This is a genomic window from Bradyrhizobium sp. LHD-71, from assembly GCF_031157255.1.
In the GTDB taxonomy this organism is placed as follows: Bacteria; Pseudomonadota; Alphaproteobacteria; order Rhizobiales; family Xanthobacteraceae; genus P52-10.
The window spans coordinates 162,375-177,627 of sequence record NZ_JAVIFX010000003.1; the positions used below are offsets into that span (position 1 = coordinate 162,375).

The 15,253-nt window shown below is 64.5% G+C and carries 14 protein-coding genes; 10 read left to right on the forward strand and 4 right to left on the reverse strand.

The features are described 5' to 3' along the window. Nucleotides 1-42: 42 nt before the first annotated feature. Nucleotides 43-1,470: a lytic murein transglycosylase gene (locus tag RCO31_RS03480; protein ID WP_374991415.1), complete on the reverse strand. Its 1,428-nt coding sequence runs from the start codon at nucleotides 1,468-1,470 to the stop codon at nucleotides 43-45. Nucleotides 1,471-1,853: 383 nt separating this feature from the next. Between RCO31_RS03480 and galU the strand changes: the two genes are divergently transcribed. Continuing rightward, the gene (gene galU / locus RCO31_RS03485) at nucleotides 1,854-2,729 is read left to right on the forward strand and encodes a UTP--glucose-1-phosphate uridylyltransferase GalU (protein WP_308966833.1); all 876 of its coding nucleotides are present in this window, start codon (nucleotides 1,854-1,856) and stop codon (nucleotides 2,727-2,729) included. Nucleotides 2,730-2,848: 119 nt separating this feature from the next. Here the strand turns inward: galU and RCO31_RS03490 are convergent, their stop codons facing one another. Beyond that, nucleotides 2,849-3,709, reverse strand: coding sequence for a DMT family transporter (locus RCO31_RS03490; protein WP_308966834.1), 861 nt, complete (start codon nucleotides 3,707-3,709; stop codon nucleotides 2,849-2,851). Nucleotides 3,710-3,862: 153 nt separating this feature from the next. Here RCO31_RS03490 and RCO31_RS03495 point away from each other — a divergent pair, with 153 nt between their 5' ends. Both RCO31_RS03495 and RCO31_RS03500 read left to right on the forward strand, forming a co-directional pair. Then, the gene (locus RCO31_RS03495; protein ID WP_308966835.1) at nucleotides 3,863-5,209 is read left to right on the forward strand and encodes a PLP-dependent aminotransferase family protein; all 1,347 of its coding nucleotides are present in this window, start codon (nucleotides 3,863-3,865) and stop codon (nucleotides 5,207-5,209) included. Between the two features lie 116 nt (nucleotides 5,210-5,325). Continuing rightward, complete coding sequence (locus RCO31_RS03500) at nucleotides 5,326-5,595, forward strand: hypothetical protein (protein ID WP_308966836.1); 270 nt, start codon at nucleotides 5,326-5,328, stop codon at nucleotides 5,593-5,595. A 6-nt stretch (nucleotides 5,596-5,601) separates the two neighbouring features. On the opposite strand, the gene RCO31_RS03505 is transcribed toward RCO31_RS03500, so the two are convergent. Beyond that, nucleotides 5,602-7,302: an outer membrane beta-barrel protein gene (locus RCO31_RS03505; protein WP_308966837.1), complete on the reverse strand. Its 1,701-nt coding sequence runs from the start codon at nucleotides 7,300-7,302 to the stop codon at nucleotides 5,602-5,604. Nucleotides 7,303-7,531: 229 nt separating this feature from the next. Here RCO31_RS03505 and RCO31_RS03510 point away from each other — a divergent pair, with 229 nt between their 5' ends. Further along, nucleotides 7,532-8,551 (forward strand): KpsF/GutQ family sugar-phosphate isomerase, encoded by a 1,020-nt coding sequence (locus tag RCO31_RS03510; RefSeq protein WP_308966838.1) that lies wholly within the window; start codon nucleotides 7,532-7,534, stop codon nucleotides 8,549-8,551. Nucleotides 8,552-8,663: 112 nt separating this feature from the next. On the opposite strand, the gene RCO31_RS03515 is transcribed toward RCO31_RS03510, so the two are convergent. Beyond that, a complete protein-coding gene (locus RCO31_RS03515; RefSeq protein ID WP_308966839.1) occupies nucleotides 8,664-9,209 on the reverse strand; it encodes a carboxymuconolactone decarboxylase family protein in 546 nt (181 codons plus the stop codon). Nucleotides 9,210-9,311: 102 nt separating this feature from the next. Between RCO31_RS03515 and RCO31_RS03520 the strand changes: the two genes are divergently transcribed. From RCO31_RS03520 to glcF, 6 genes are all read left to right on the forward strand, one after another. Further along, nucleotides 9,312-9,656, forward strand: a complete 345-nt coding sequence (locus tag RCO31_RS03520) for a helix-turn-helix domain-containing protein (protein WP_308966840.1) — start codon at nucleotides 9,312-9,314, stop codon at nucleotides 9,654-9,656. A gap of 103 nt (nucleotides 9,657-9,759) precedes the next feature. Further along, nucleotides 9,760-10,461 (forward strand): TetR/AcrR family transcriptional regulator, encoded by a 702-nt coding sequence (locus RCO31_RS03525; protein WP_308966841.1) that lies wholly within the window; start codon nucleotides 9,760-9,762, stop codon nucleotides 10,459-10,461. Between the two features lie 113 nt (nucleotides 10,462-10,574). Continuing rightward, entirely contained in the window at nucleotides 10,575-12,068 is a 1,494-nt protein-coding gene (locus RCO31_RS03530) for an FAD-linked oxidase C-terminal domain-containing protein (protein WP_308966842.1), read from the forward strand. 22 nt (nucleotides 12,069-12,090) lie between these two features. Beyond that, the gene (locus RCO31_RS03535; protein ID WP_308966843.1) at nucleotides 12,091-12,675 is read left to right on the forward strand and encodes a hypothetical protein; all 585 of its coding nucleotides are present in this window, start codon (nucleotides 12,091-12,093) and stop codon (nucleotides 12,673-12,675) included. Continuing rightward, a complete protein-coding gene (locus tag RCO31_RS03540; RefSeq protein WP_308966844.1) occupies nucleotides 12,672-13,898 on the forward strand; it encodes an FAD-binding protein in 1,227 nt (408 codons plus the stop codon). The genes RCO31_RS03535 and RCO31_RS03540 overlap by 4 nt, the downstream gene beginning before the upstream one ends. Beyond that, nucleotides 13,895-15,235: a glycolate oxidase subunit GlcF gene (gene glcF / locus RCO31_RS03545; RefSeq protein ID WP_308966845.1), complete on the forward strand. Its 1,341-nt coding sequence runs from the start codon at nucleotides 13,895-13,897 to the stop codon at nucleotides 15,233-15,235. Before RCO31_RS03540 ends, glcF begins: the two co-directional genes overlap by 4 nt. The last annotated feature ends 18 nt before the right edge of the window (nucleotides 15,236-15,253 follow it).

Consider the following 15,253-nt stretch of genomic DNA (forward strand, 5'->3'; position numbering starts at 1 on the left):
CGGTTCCAGCGGGCGGGTGTCCCGGTTCGTCGATGCGGCCGCCTAGCGTCGGCGCAGCCGGTCCAGGACGCCGGAACTGGCGAATCCGTCCGCCGGCGCGCCGATCGAGGCCTGGAAGCTGCGCACCGCATCGCGCGTACCGGTGCCCAGATTGCCGTCCGGCTCGCCGCGATAGAACCCGCGCTGGCTCAGAAGCTGTTGCAATTCAAGGCGTTCCGCCCGGGTGAGGACCCTTTCCTCACGCGGCCAGTTCTGCACCAGCGGTGCGCCGCCGCGCAAACGGTCGGCGAAGTGGCCGATGGCCAGCGCGTAGGCCTCCGCCGGATTGTAGCGCATGATCGCCCGGAAATTGGGGAGCATCAGGAAGCCGGGCCCTTCGGCGCCGCCCGGCGCCAGCAGGAAGGCCTTGTCGCCTGCCCGGGGGAACGCCTTGTCGCCGGCGCGGCGAATCCCAAGCCGCTCCCACTGGGCGATCGTCATGCTCTTGGAACGATCCGCGAGCGCATAGTTGAAGCCGCGCGGCACCTCGACCTCGTAGCCCCAGGTCTCGCCGGCGCGCCAGCCGTCCTTTTTGAACTTGTTGGCCGTGGAGGCAACGATATCGGCGACCGAGTCGACCACGTCGCGCCGTCCGTCGCCATCGAAGTCGATGGCCGAACGCTTGAAGGCGGTCGGCATGAACTGTGTCGCGCCGAAGGCGCCGGCCCAGGAGCCCTTTAGTTGCCCGGGCGAAAGGTCGCCGCGATGCAGGATCTCCAGCGCGCTCAGGAATTCGTCCTTGAAGTAGGCCTGTCTGCGACCGATGCAGGCGAGCGTCGCGGTCGAGCGAAGCACGCTGCGGTCGCCGCCTTGCGTGGAATAGTTCGATTCGATGCCCCAGATTGCGGCCACGATGTAGCGATCGACGCCATAGGCCTTCTCGACCGCGTCGAACGTCGCGCGATGGGTTGCGAGCATCTCGCGGCCGCGCGCAAGGCGCGCGTCGGTGACGAGAATATCGAGATAGTCCCACACCGCCTTGGTGAATTCCGGCTGCGCGTCGACGAAATCCATGATGCGCAGGTCGGGTGTCAGGCCTGCGGTGTAGCGCTCGAAACTGTCGCGCGAAATGTTGCGCTTTGCGGCGTCCGGCCAAAGGTTCGCCACGCAATACGGGAAATTCGCAGCCGCCTGGCGGATCGCGGCTGCGGTCATCAGCGGGTGACCGGAGGCGCCGTCCTCACCGCTCCATTCCTTCACCGGTGCCGTCTGCGGCTGGCCGGATTGGATCGCGGCCGGTTTCGCCGCGGGCTGCGGGATCGAACCGGTGATCGGCAGCGGCGGCGCGATGCCTTGACGGGTGAGCACGAGCGGGCCGCGGGTCGGGGCGGCCTGCGCCGCGACGTCGCTTGCGAACGCGATAAATCCAACCGCAGCGAGAGCTGCGGCTGGCACGCGCCATCCGTTCGTCACTTTTGCACTCGATGTCATATCGTCCCTACCCGATGGATTTTCCCCGCAAGACAAGATAGGAGCCTAGTTTTCGGTTTCCAACAGCTTAACAAAGGGACTTTTTAGCGTCACGAAACGTTAAGCTATCGTAAGGTGGAGTTCGTGGGGCGGATGCTGGACGTCCGTGCGACCCTGCGGTGAGCGCCAAATCCAAAAAGGCCACTAGCATCATGACGTTGCTAGATTCTTTGCTGGCTCAAACGTTCGCAGAAGGGAACTGCCGCGAGGTGAGGCGACGTTAGAACCGGAACACCCGGCCGCTATTTCCCGCCATGCCTGCTGCTGCAAAAACTGCTACTTAACCTTAACCCGCCCGCGGAACTGTCCCGCATCAGATCACTGACCTATCCAAAAGAGACCTCATGAAAGTCCGCAAAGCTGTGTTTCCGGTCGCCGGTCTCGGCACCCGCGTTCTTCCCGCGACCAAGGCCATGCCGAAGGAGATGCTGACGATCGTCGACCGGCCGTTGATCCAGTATGTGGTGGATGAGGCGCGCGAGGCGGGCATCGAGCATTTCGTATTCGTCACCGGACGCAACAAGGGCGTGATCGAAGATCATTTCGATCGGATGTTCGAGCTCGATACGACGCTGCGCGAGCGCTCAAAACAAGCCGAGATGGAGCTGCTCGAACGCGACCAGCCGGCTGCCGGTGCAATGAGCTTCACGCGCCAGCAGGCGCCGCTTGGCCTTGGCCATGCAGTCTGGTGTGCGCGCGACGTCGTCGGCGATGAGCCCTTCGCTGTGCTGCTGCCAGATGAACTCGTGCTCAATACGCCGGGCTGCCTCAAGCAGATGATCGACGTGGCCCACGACCTGGGCCCGAAGGCCAACCTGCTCGCGGTGGAAGAGGTGCCGATGGAGCGCGTGCATCAGTACGGCGTGGTGGGTGTCGGCGCGAGCAAGGGCAAGGCGTTCGAGGTTTCGAGCATGGTCGAAAAGCCGCCGCGCGAGAAGGCGCCGTCCAATCTGTCGATCACCGGGCGCTACATCCTGCAGCCCGAAATCTTCAAGATCCTCGAGACCCAGGAGCGTGGCGCCGGCGGTGAGATCCAGCTGACCGACGGCATGGTCGGCTTGGCGAAATCGCAGAAGTTCTACGGTTTGCGGTTCGAGGGCGAACGGCATGACTGCGGCTCGAAGGCCGGTTTCCTGCGGGCCAACATCGCTTACGGCCTGCGCCGGCCGGAGCTTGCGGACGGCCTGCGCGAGGAGATGCGTCGCTATTTGAAGGCCTAGTTCATCTCCGGTCCGCCGCCTAACGAAACCGGCAGAGCTAATGATGGCGGGAGGCTCGAGGCTGCTCGGCGTCAGCGCTGAGTTCTGGCCGCTGAGCCACCCGGCGGTCGGATGTGCGCTCAGGCGAAACGCTTTGCGCCGGCGACGCAAAGAACGACGAGCCCGGTCACTGCGATCATTGTCCAGGCGATCGGTTCGCCAAGCAGCAGTCCCGCAAGCGCCAGTCCGAAGAACGGTTGGAGCAGTTGAAGCTGGCCGACGCCGGCGATGCCGCCGAGGGCCAGGCCCCGGTACCAGAACACGAAGCCGACAAGCATGCTGAAGACCGAGACGTAGGCGAGGCCGAGCCAGGCCGGGCCGCCGATTCCGGTCCAGACATCCGGCAAGCTTGTAATTGCAAGCAGAGCCATCATCGGAAGCGCGACGACGAGCGCCCATGAGATCACCTGCCATCCGCCGAGACGGCGCGAGAGGCGGGCGCCCTCCGCGTAACCAAGACCGCAGAGGACGATGGCGGCGATCATCAGCAGGTCGCTGGCCAGCGAGCCGAAGCTGCTGTTCGCAAGAGCAAAGCCCGCGACCGATGCGGCGCCGCCGACCGAGAACAGCCAGAAGGCCGGCTTCGGCCGCTCGCCGTCCCGGATGACGCCGAAAATCGCGGTCGCGAGCGGCAGAAGGCCGATGAACACGATCGAACGGGCCGCAGTGATGTGCTGAAGCGCTAAGGCGGTCAGCAGCGGAAAGCCGATCACGACGCCAAGCGCCACAACCGCGAGCGGCACGAGATCTTGCCGCGAAGGACGCCTCTCGCGGAGCGCCACGAGCAACGCTGCGCCGAGCAGAGCCGCGATGACCGCCCGCGCGGAGGTCAGGAACAGCGGTGTGAATTCGCCGACTGCGACCCTGGTCGCCGGGAGCGAGCCGCTGAAGATGATGACGCCGAGGAGGCCGCTGCCCCACCCTTCGGTCGTGCGCTGCATGATGGTGTCCGCCTAGGCTGGATGCGATAGCGCAGGAGGGATTGCGGCGACAGCGACACACCAATACGCTGAGAGCAAACAGTATGGATCAAAGGAGCCATACAGTTGTCGAACCGTCAGACTGAAAACGGCGCGCCGCGCACGGAGCAGATCATGACCGCGATCCGTCGGCGCGTTGCAAACCGCGCACTGACGGCCGGCGAGAAGCTGCCCTCGATCCGCAAACTCGCCCGCGACATGCACGTCTCGCCGTCAACCGTCGTGGACGCCTACGATCGCCTCGCAGCCGAAGGGCTGATCCGGTCCCGTCCGGGCTCCGGCTTCTATGTCGCAGGTCACCTGCCGCCAGCCACGCTGACCGAAGTCGAGCCTCAGTTCGACCGCGCGATCGATCCGTTCTGGGTGTCTCGGCAGTCGCTCGATGCCGGCCCCGAGATGCTACGGCCGGGCTGCGGCTGGCTGCCTCCCGACTGGATGCCCAACGCTGCGATCCGACGGGCGATCCGCGCGCTGGCCAGAGCCGACGATTCCGTGCTCGCGGATTATGGCGCTACGCGCGGGTCGCTCGCCTTGCGTCGCCTGCTTGTCCGCCAGTTTGCGGCGGAAGGGATCGAAGCCGGAGCCGACCAGATCCTCCTGACCACGTCAGGCACACGGGCGATCGATCTTCTCTGCCGTTTCCTGCTGAATCCCGGCGACACGGTTCTGGTCGACGACCCCTGCTATTTCAATTTCCAGGCGCTGCTGCGCGTTCATCGCGCCAGGATCGTCAGCGTCCCCTACACGCAGACCGGGCCGGACATCGCGCTTTTCAACGAGCAGCTCGCGACCCATCGTCCGCGCCTCTACATCACCAACGCGGCGCTTCACAACCCGACCGGAGCGACGCTCGCGCCGCGGACCGCTCATCGCATCCTGACCGCGGCGGCGGCCCACGACCTCATCATCGTCGAGGATGAAATCTTCGCCGACTTCGAGCCGGAGCCGTCCCCGCGTCTCGCCTCGCTCGACGGACTTTCTCGCGTGATCCGGATCGGAAGCTTCTCCAAGACGCTCTCGGCCTCCATACGCTGCGGCTACATCGTCGCCCGCCCGGACTGGATCGAAGGTCTCGTCGATCTCCAGGTCGCGACGAACTTCGGAGGACCGAGCCCCGTCGCGGCCGAGCTGGTTTTCGGCACGCTCAGCGACGGCAGCTATCGCAAGCACCTGACCGGACTCCGCAGCCGTCTGGCGAAACGGCGCCGAGAAATTGTCGGCCAGCTCGAAGAGATCAATGTCCACCCCTGGACGCTTCCACGCGGCGGTTTTTATCTGTGGTGTCATCTGCCCGATGGACGGGATGCCGCCGAGGTCGCGAAGGCCGCACTCCGGGAAGGGGTCGTCCTCGCACCGGGCAACGTCTTCAGCGTGACGCAGTCGGCCACTGATCTGATGCGCTTCAATGTGGCGCAGATGAATCCACGCGTGCTGAGCGTTCTCGAACAGTCGCTCCGATGACGCTGGTCTCGCCGGCTTTGTGAGACGCGTCACGGTGTTTTCCCCGCAAGCGAGGCATTCTCCTGTCCATGAACACGGCGGCTCTCACATGAGCGCCAGACACCAGGAGAACGGCCATGAACACGTTCATCAAGACCTTGCGTGTCCTCAGCGTCGCCGGCGCGGTTGCAACGTCGCTCACGTCCTTCGCGGCACATGCCGTCGAGGCGACTGCCGAACAGCGCCGGGCCTGTACGCCGGATGCTTTCCGCCTCTGCTCGAGCCACATCCCGAACGTGGACGCGATCATTGGCTGCATGCGCGCCAACAAGTCGAAGCTCAGCCCTGCTTGCAAGCTGGTGTTCGACAAACCGGCGACGACTGCGGTCGCAAGCCGCAGCCGGTAAGGATCTTCACCGCTGCAGTCGTACGCCGAGCATGAACATCGTGGCCTGATAGTTGGCGTCTGAGATCGTGCTCTCCAGCCAGTCGTGGCGGACCTGCGCCTTGAGGTGCACCTCACGGTTGAACTTGTAAACGAGGTCGCCTCCGACCGAATAGATCTTGTCGAAGCGGTCGCTGCCGTCATAGTCGGCGGTGCTGAAGCCGGCCGTCAACTTGGCGATCAGGTAGCGGCGGAAGGCGTGCTCGACTTCCGCGTTGTAGCTGCGGGTGAGAACGCCGGAGACGCCGGGCAGGGTGGATTCGCCGACGCCCGAATCCGCGATGAGCCTCACTGTGGTCAGCCCCGTCGGTCGCCAGATCAGCGATGCCGCGACCAGCACCCCGTTTGCGTCGGGCAGCCTTAAATCCTCATAGGTGCGTGTGGTGTAGCCGACGGAGGCCTCGCCGGTGATCAGCCGGCCGAGTTCGAACGACGACCCGACGCGCGCGATGCGGCCGCGTGAGGAACGCGCGAAGCCGTTGCTGTCGAACTCGAGATCGCGTTCGCGCCGGTCGATCGTAACTTCTCCGAACGGTTTCACGTGCGGCATCAGTTCGTAGGAGGCGCGTAGCGTACCGCCATAGGCGTTGAAGTTGCGGTCGGAATTGCTTCCGCGCGATCCGTCGCTGAACGTCGAGTCCTGATAGACGGTGCGGTCGACCGTGGCTTTCGCCGCGATCTCGAACCGGTTGTAGCTGTGGACGCCGCCGAGTGTGGCGCCGACCTGGCCAAACAGTGGAAGACGCTTGAGGTTGGCCTCGATGTTCGGGCTGCCCGGATTATCGGTACCGACGATGAAGCGCGTCTCGGTGAGGATGCGCGTATCGCGCGAGACGTCGATCCGGCCATTCACCCTGCCGGTGAATTCCGGCCGGTCCATGTCGATCGGCAGCGGCTGTGGAATACCGGGGGCCGCGGCCTCGTTCCTCAGCGAATAGCCGGTGAACGAGCCGCGCAGGTCGGCGAGCAACTCGTGGCGCTCCCAGTCGGAGGTGACCAGAAGCTCCGGCTTGACCATGTACAGCCATGAGCTCGGACCATTGTTGATGCGGCCAGGGTTGGTGTCGTAGCCGGCCCACAGCTCGACTGCGGGCTTCACCAGCATGCTGCCGCGATAGAAGCCGACCGGGCCGAAGGGGTCCTCGTCGACCTTGAGCGCGCGCCGATATGGCTGACCATTGACGCCACCGATCGCCGACGGTGCAATCGGTGGCCTGTGCGCGTTGGCCGAGGGCCGCGGCGGAGGCGGCACCACGGGAACGACCACCGGCAGGATCTGCGTCGGCGCCGCGCCGTTCACCGTCGGCGAAACGCCTGGCTTGCGTGCGGCGCGCTTCCTCTTGCGGTTGAATGCGTCATAGCCGGTCGATGTGTAGCCGGTCGATCCGGTGCCGGATTCAACCGTATAGGTCGGGATCTGGCCGATGCGTGACGGCGCAGCCGCGGTGCGTTGCGCGGCATTGGCGCCGGTAGGATCAATTGGCCGCAGGGGACGGATGTTGCCGGAAAAGCCGTCGATCTCGTTCCGCAACAGATCCGAGGTCAGGGTCTGCGCATTCGCTTCGGCCGCCAACAGGGCGAGCAGCAACAGGCTGACCGAGGGGCCGCGCGCGGCACGTCCGTGCCAGCGCCGGCTGACTTGCGGCCCCTGTTCCTGCCGACCTGACACGCGTGGACTCCCAGTCCCCTGGACGCAACGCTGTGCGACCGAAAACTTAAACATTTCAGAACGTTGGGACGTTCACGCACGCGCGCGCACGTCCCGCCGGCCTGGCGAAAGGCGTTAAATGGAGTTAAACAATTATGGTTAATGAGCCGTTGAGGTCGGTAGGTACCGCGTCGCCTCACGTGATTCGCCGTGCTAAGAGGAGCAGTTCTCCATCTTTCCAGGTCAAAGCATGCCGACGCCAAAACCGCGGACCACCGCCTCGTCCGCGCAAAATTCACTCAATCCAGCGATCGCGTCCGGCCTGCGCACGTTTGAGACCGAAGCAAACGGCATCAACGCATTGAAAGCCGCTCTGCAGGGCGAGTTGGGGCCCGCATTTGCCGCCGCCGTCGACCTGATCCGCGCGGCCAAGGGGCGAGTGATCGTCACCGGGCTCGGGAAGTCGGGTCACATCGCCCGCAAGATTGCTGCCACCTTCGCGTCGACAGGGACGCCTGCTTTCTTCGTGCATACGGCGGAGGCGAGCCATGGCGACCTTGGCATGATTACCGCCGACGACGTCATTATTGCACTGTCGTGGTCCGGTGAGACGGTCGAACTGAAAAACCTCATCAACTATTCGCGCCGCTTTCGTATCGGCCTGATCGCGATGACAGCGGATGGTTGCTCGACGCTGGCGAAGGCAGCCGACGTGGTGCTGACCCTGCCCAAGGCGCTCGAAGCTTGTCCGCATAACCTTGCACCCACGACCTCCACACTGATGCAGGCCGCACTCGGCGATGCGTTGGCGGTGGCGCTGCTCGAGAGCCGTGGCTTCACGGCGCTCGAATTTGCGAAATTCCATCCCGGCGGCAAGCTCGGTGCGATGCTGAAGGCGGTGCGCGACATCATGCACACCGGCGACGAGATTCCGATGAAACCGGTTGGCACGACAATGTCGGACGCGCTAGTCGAAATGTCCAAGAAGGGCTTCGGTTGCGTCGTGATCGTCGACAGCGGCGGCGCGCTCGCAGGCATCATTACCGACGGCGACCTGCGCCGTCATATGCATGACGGGCTGCTGCTGGAGCCGGTCGAGCAGGTGATGACGAAGAACCCCCGCACCGTCGCTGCCGGTATGCTCGCGAGCGAGCTTCTGGATATGATGAATGCGATGAAGCCGGCGGTGACCGTGCTGATCGTCGCCGAGGGCAATAAACCGGTCGGCATCGTTCACGTGCACGACGTGCTGCGTGCCGGGATCGCCTGAGCGGACGCGAACGCCGTAGCCCGGGTGGAGCGTAGCCCGGGCCGGCTTCTCAGTACACCACAGAGTCAATGCGTGCTGAGGCGCCACGCATCGCTCCGCCCGGGCTACGATCTTACCCCTTCGGAAAACGCGCCGCCGTCCTCTCCAGCGGCAGGTCCAGGCCGTTCGCCAGATACGATACCGTCCGGTAGAACCCACACAGCAGCAGGATCTCGAGAATCTGCGCCTCGGAGTAGTGCCTGGCGAGTGCAGCGAATTCGTCGTCGCTGAGCGTCGCGCGCTCATGCAGCGCGTCGGCGGTTGCGATCAGCGTTCGCTCGGCTTCGGTCCAGCAGGCCGCATCCGGCCCGTCGATCACCGTGGCGCGGACCTGCGCATCGCTGAGCCGCGCATGCGCGGCGAAGGCTGTAACGTGCACGCCCCACTCGTATTCGCAACCGGTCCGCGCGCAGGTCCGGTCGATCACGATCTCGCGGTCACGCAGTGATAGCGGCCCACGGTCGAGCAAGCCGGCCGCGGTGAATTTCTTCCAGGCGCGCTCCGCAGTAGCGATCGTTCGGAACAGCACCAGGGGCGGGCGGTCGGGGCCCATGATCCGTTCGAAATCCTGTTGAATGGCGGCCGGATAGGGGGCCTGCAGCGGAGTGATACGCGACATGGGGCTGGTCCTCGTGTTGTCGGCGATGCTACTGTTTTTGTAGCAAGGCTATGCTACATTTTTGGTAGCAGGTCGCAAGTGGCGACAATGCGAGGGCGGTCGATGGCGAAGCGTGCTGCCGCCAGTGTTACGGTGCGAGGATCGAAGACCGGTCGGCCGATCATGGTGCTGCTCGATCTGCTCGGGCGGCGCTGGACACTGCGGATCCTGTGGGAGTTGCGCGACGGCGTGCTGACATCGCGGGGTTTGCGAGCAGCGTGTGGCGATGCCTCGCCGACAGTGGTGCAGCAGCGCGTTTCGGAGCTGCGCAAGGCAGGTTTCGTCGAAAAGCACGACAAGGGCGGTTACGCGCTGACTGTGACGGGCAGGGAACTGCTACAGACGTTTTGGCCGCTGCATGAATTTGCCGCCCGCTGGCAGGGCGGCAAGAAAGATGTCGCACAATGACCATCTTGCCAACTTATTTGAACTAGTGTTCATTTCTTAACCGTCGCGCGGCATGTGCGCCAAAGAAGAATTCGGCGGACCTTTCCGGGGGAGAAGACGTTCAGTGGTGTATCGGCGTACCCAGCAGGTGATGCGCAGGCTTGCGGCCCGTCGCCGCGCCATCCTTGCGGCCGCGCGCGACACTGCTGCCGAGCAGGGTATGACCGCGGTGCAGATTGCGCCGATCGCCACCCGGGCAAACGTCGCCGCCGGTACCGTCTATCGATACTTCCCGTCGAAGGCGGAGCTTATCTCCGAACTGATTTCGGATGTCTCGCGCGAGCAACTCGAGTCGGTCCGCCGCGCTGCGGACGCAGCGCCCGGTCCGCTATCGGCGCTGGCTGCCGCCGTGACGCGAATAGCGGTCGACGTGCTGTCGCAGCGCAAGCTCGCTTGGGGTATTCTCGCCGAGCCGATCGACGTCGACGTAACGGCCTCGCGCATTGACAGCCGCAAGGCGATCGTCGCCGAGATCGAAACGCGTATCGCTGCGGCGGCGCGCGCCGGCCATCTGCCGGCGCAGGATGCCTCACTCACCGCGGCAGCCCTGATCGGTGCGCTGCATGAGGCGCTGGTCGGTCCGCTCGCACCGGACAATCTCGACGATCCGGCCAAGCTTCGTGAAGCGGTGCAGACGCTGACGTTGATGGCTCTGCGCGCAGTCGGAGTGATGGACGCTCGTGCGCGGGGCCTCGTGGTGCAGGCGGTGCTGCCGGTGACGCCCGAGCCGAAACCCGCAGCGCCAGCGGCGTCCCTGTCCGCATAAGCGCCAGGACGTGTTCAGTCTGCGGTGAGACGCTTACAGAATTGTTCTTTGTGCGTATTCCGATTGCAGATGCGGTGCCTGTTTTGTGGAATGCGCGGTTTGGGAGCCTGAAGATGGCACTGAAAATGCCCGATGCGGATGAGGGCGTCCTGGCTCGGCGCGCCGAGATTGTCTCGGCGTTGCGTGCGATCGTGCCGGGCGAGGGCGTGATCGACAAGGCCGCCGAGATGTTGCCGTACGAATCGGACGGGCTGACTGCGTACCGCCAGCCGCCCATGGTCGTAGTGCTGCCGGAGACCACCGAGCAGGTCAGCCGCGTGCTGCGCTATTGTCACGAGCATCGCATCAAGGTGGTGCCGCGCGGCGCCGGTACCTCGCTTTCGGGCGGCGCTCTGCCGCTCAAGGACGGCGTGCTGCTCGGGCTCGGCAAGTTCAAGCGCATCCGCGAGATCGATTTCGACAACCGCTGCGCCATCGTCGAGCCGGGCGTCACCAATCTGGCGATCAGTGAGGCGGTGGCGAATCGCGGCTTCTATTACGCGCCTGACCCGTCCTCGCAGATCGCCTGCACCATCGGCGGCAATGTCGCAGAGAATTCCGGTGGTGTGCATTGCCTCAAATACGGCATGACCACCAACAACGTGCTCGGCTGCGAGATGGTGCTGATGACGGGAGAAATCCTGCGGATCGGCGGCAAGGCGGCAGAGAGCGCAGGCTATGACCTGATGGGTATCGTCACTGGCTCCGAGGGCTTGCTCGGCGTCATCACCGAAGTGACCGTGCGTATCCTGCGCAGGCCGGAGACGGCACGGGCGATGATGGTCGGCTTCGGCGAGGTCGAGGAGGCGGGACGTTGCGTTGCGCAGATCATCGGCGCGGGGATCATCCCGGGCGGCATGGAGATGATGGACAAGCCCGCGATCCACGCGGCCGAGGCGTTCGTGCATGCAGGCTATCCGCTCGACGTCGAGGCGCTGCTGATCATCGAGCTGGACGGCCCCGGGGTTGAGGTGGACGAGTTGATCCAGCGCGTCGAACGGATCGCCCGCACCTGTGGAGCGACGACATTGCAGATTTCGAACTCAGAGGATGAACGGCTTCTGTTCTGGGCCGGGCGCAAGGCGGCGTTCCCAGCGGTCGGGCGTATTTCGCCGGACTATCTCTGCATGGATGGCACTATTCCGCGCGCCAAACTGCCCGAGGCGCTGGCACGCATCCGCTCGCTGTCGGAAACCTACGGGCTCGGTGTTGCCAACGTCTTTCACGCCGGCGACGGCAACCTGCATCCGCTCATCCTCTACGATGCCAACAAGCCGGGTGAAATGGAGCGTGCCGAAAAATTTGGGGCCGACATCCTGCGTGTCTGCGTCGAGCTCGGCGGCGTGCTCACCGGCGAGCATGGCGTCGGCGTCGAGAAGCGCGATCTGATGGGCGACATGTTCACCGAAGTGGACCTCAATCAGCAGCAGCGGTTGAAATGTGCGTTCGACGAGGAAGGGCTGCTCAATCCCGGAAAGGTGTTTCCGACGCTTTGCCGCTGCGCCGAGCTTGGCCGCGTCCATGTTCACGGCGGCAGGCTGGCGTTTCCGGATATCCCGCGGTTTTGACGATAGCGAATCTTGCGCCCTCATGCTGTTCAAACGGTCAATTCTCGACGGTATCGCCGCGGGCAGGGTGGCGCTGGCGTTTCGCCGCTGGAAGCGACCTGCGGTGAAAGTGGGCGGAACGCTCCGAACTCCGGTCGGCATCCTGAAGTTCGATCACGTCGAGCAGATTGTCTGCGCCGCGATCACAGAGCGCGATGCGAAACTGGCCGGCTTCGACACCGTGCAGGCGCTGATCCGCGAACTCGGACCTGAAGATGAGCGGGCCCTCTACAGGATCGCCTTCGTCAGGATCGGCGATGATCCACGCTTGGCGCTGCGCGGCAAACGGCACCTCGCCGCCTCGGCAATCGCCGAATTGCGGCAACGTCTGTCGCGCTTCGATGCTGCGGCCGCCAAGCCATGGACCGTGCGCACGCTCAAGGTGATAGCAGCATCTCCTGCCGTTCGCGCGGCGGATCTGGCGAAAAGGCTGCAGCTCGACAAGGACAAGTTCAAGATCAATGTCCGAAAACTGAAGGATCTGGGTTTGACCGAAAGTCTCGAGGTCGGATATCGGCTGTCGCCGCGAGGCAAAGCCTTTCTCGAACAAACGGAGCGGCGGCGGTGAAAGCCCGTGACGCAAAGGACGTCGAAACCGCCGTGCGCGATGCGATCGGCGCCGGTCAGCCGCTGGAGATCGTCGGCCACGGTACCAAGCGTGCGATCGGCCACCGCGCGGCGACCAACGCCCTGCTGGATATCAGCGGCCTGGACAGCGTTACCTCGTACGAGCCGAACGAGCTCATCCTCACGGTTCAGGCGGGCGCCTCATTACGCGACATTGCGCAACTGACCGCCGGCAAGAATCAGGAGTTCGCGTTCGAGCCGATGGACACATCGGCACTGCTGGGGACGCCGGCGGACCAGGGCACGATCGGCGGCATGATTGCGGCCGGCCTTGCCGGTCCTCGCCGTATCAGGGCGGGGGGCGCGCGCGATCATCTCTTGGGCCTCGCGGCAGTATCCGGCTTCGGCGAAAGCTTCAAGGCTGGCGGACGCGTGGTGAAGAACGTCACCGGCTATGACCTCTGCAAGCTGATCGCCGGATCCTGGGGGACGCTGTCGGTGATGACCGAGGTGACGCTCAAGGTCATGCCGAAGGCCGAAAGCGAGCGTACGCTCGTGCTGCGGGCACTGGACGATGCCGCGGCGGGGCGGGCGATGACCGCAGCCCTTGGCTCGCCGTTTGACGTCTCGGGCGCTGCGCATGTTCCGATGTCATCATGGCGGCCCAGGCGCGCGCCGGGGGTCCTCGCAACGGGAGATGCCGTGACGTTGATCCGCCTGGAAGGCATCGCAGCTTCGGCTGCCCATCGCGCGCGTTCGCTCGCCATCGAACTCGGATCGTTCTCTCCGGTCAGCGAGATCGATGGAGAGGCCTCGCGCGAACTCTGGCGCGCCGTCCGTGATGTCGAGCCATTTGCGGCCGGCGGGCCGCTCGGTGCTTGGCCGGTGTGGCGCATTATCTGTCCGCCGGCGGCCGGTCCGGCCCTCGGGGAGCAGCTGAAACGCGAGACCGGTGGCGACATGATCTATGACTGGGGCGGGGGATTGCTCTGGGCGGCACTGCCGCCGGCGCAGGATGCCCATGCTGGGACTGTGCGCGAGCGCGCGCGCGCTCTCGGAGGCCACGCGACGCTGATCCGGGCATTAGAGACCACGCGCGAGACCGTCGATGTTTTCCATCCGTTGGGACCGGCCATGGCGACGCTGACCGCGCGCGTCAAGGCGGCGTTCGACCCATCCGACATCTTCAATCGCGGGCGACTTACACGCGGTGGGAGCAGATGAAGACCGAATTCACCCTTGAGCAACTCGCCGACCCGGATATCCGGGAGGCCGACAAGATCCTGCGCGCCTGCGTGCATTGCGGGTTCTGCACCGCGACGTGCCCGACCTACGTGCTGCTGGGCGACGAGCTCGACAGCCCGCGCGGCCGCATCTACCTGATCAAGGAGATGCTGGAGAAGAACCAGCAGCCGACACCCGAGGTGGTCAAGCACATCGACCGCTGCCTTTCCTGCCTCGCCTGCATGACGACCTGCCCCTCAGGGGTGAACTACATGCATCTGGTTGATCAGGCGCGCGTCAAGATCGAGGAGAACTACGCGCGGCCGATCGGCGAACGCCTGTTGCGCTGGGTGCTCGCGCAGATCTTGCCGCGCCCGGCGCTGTTCCGGTCGAGTCTGAAGCTGGCGCGCCTCGCGCGGGCATTTTCAGGCTTGCTGCCGACCTCGCAAACGGCTCAGGCCGTTCCATCTTTCTTCAGGCGGATCAAGGCGATGCTTGCGCTTGCGCCGGCGCGCCTGCCGCCGGCTGCGCTTGCTGCCGGCGCTGTGTTCCCTGCCGAAGGCGAGCCGCGTGCGCGCGTCGCCTTGCTGCAGGGTTGCGCGCAGCAGGTGCTGTCGCCGGGCATCAATGAGGCGGCGGTAAGGCTATTGACGCGCCATGGAGTCGAAGTCGTGCTGGCTTCGGGCGAGCAGTGCTGTGGTGCGCTTACCCATCACCTCGGCAACGATCATGATGCGCTTAAGGGCGCGCGGACGAACATCGATGTTTGGAGCGGCGAGGCGGATCGCAACGGCCTCGACGCGATCCTGGTCACCACGTCCGGCTGCGGAACCGTGATCAAGGACTATGGCTATCTGTTGCGCGAAGACGCCGCCTATGCGGCGAAGGCGCAGCGCGTCTCCGCGCTTGCGAAAGATATCAGCGAGTATGTCGCGGAACTCGACTTGTCCTTTCCCAAGACACGCAGCGATCTCGTCGTCGCGTATCACGCCGCCTGCTCATTGCAGCATGGACAAAAGATTCTACGTGCGCCGAAAGAATTGCTTTTCAAAAGTGGTTTCGTGGTGAAAGATGTGCCTGAGGGTCATTTGTGTTGCGGGTCCGCAGGCACTTACAACATCCTGCAGCCTGACATTGCGGAGAGACTGCGCAAGCGGAAGATCTCCAACATCGCAAGCTTGAAGCCGGATGTGATTGCTGCCGGCAACATCGGATGCATGGTGCAGATCGCCGGTGCGACGGACGAGCAGGGACGACAGCTCCCAGTGCTGCACACGATCGAGCTTGTGGACTGGGCAACAGGAGGACCGAAGCCGAACATCGACAGACCAGCTTGAAGGCGAATTGACGTCGCG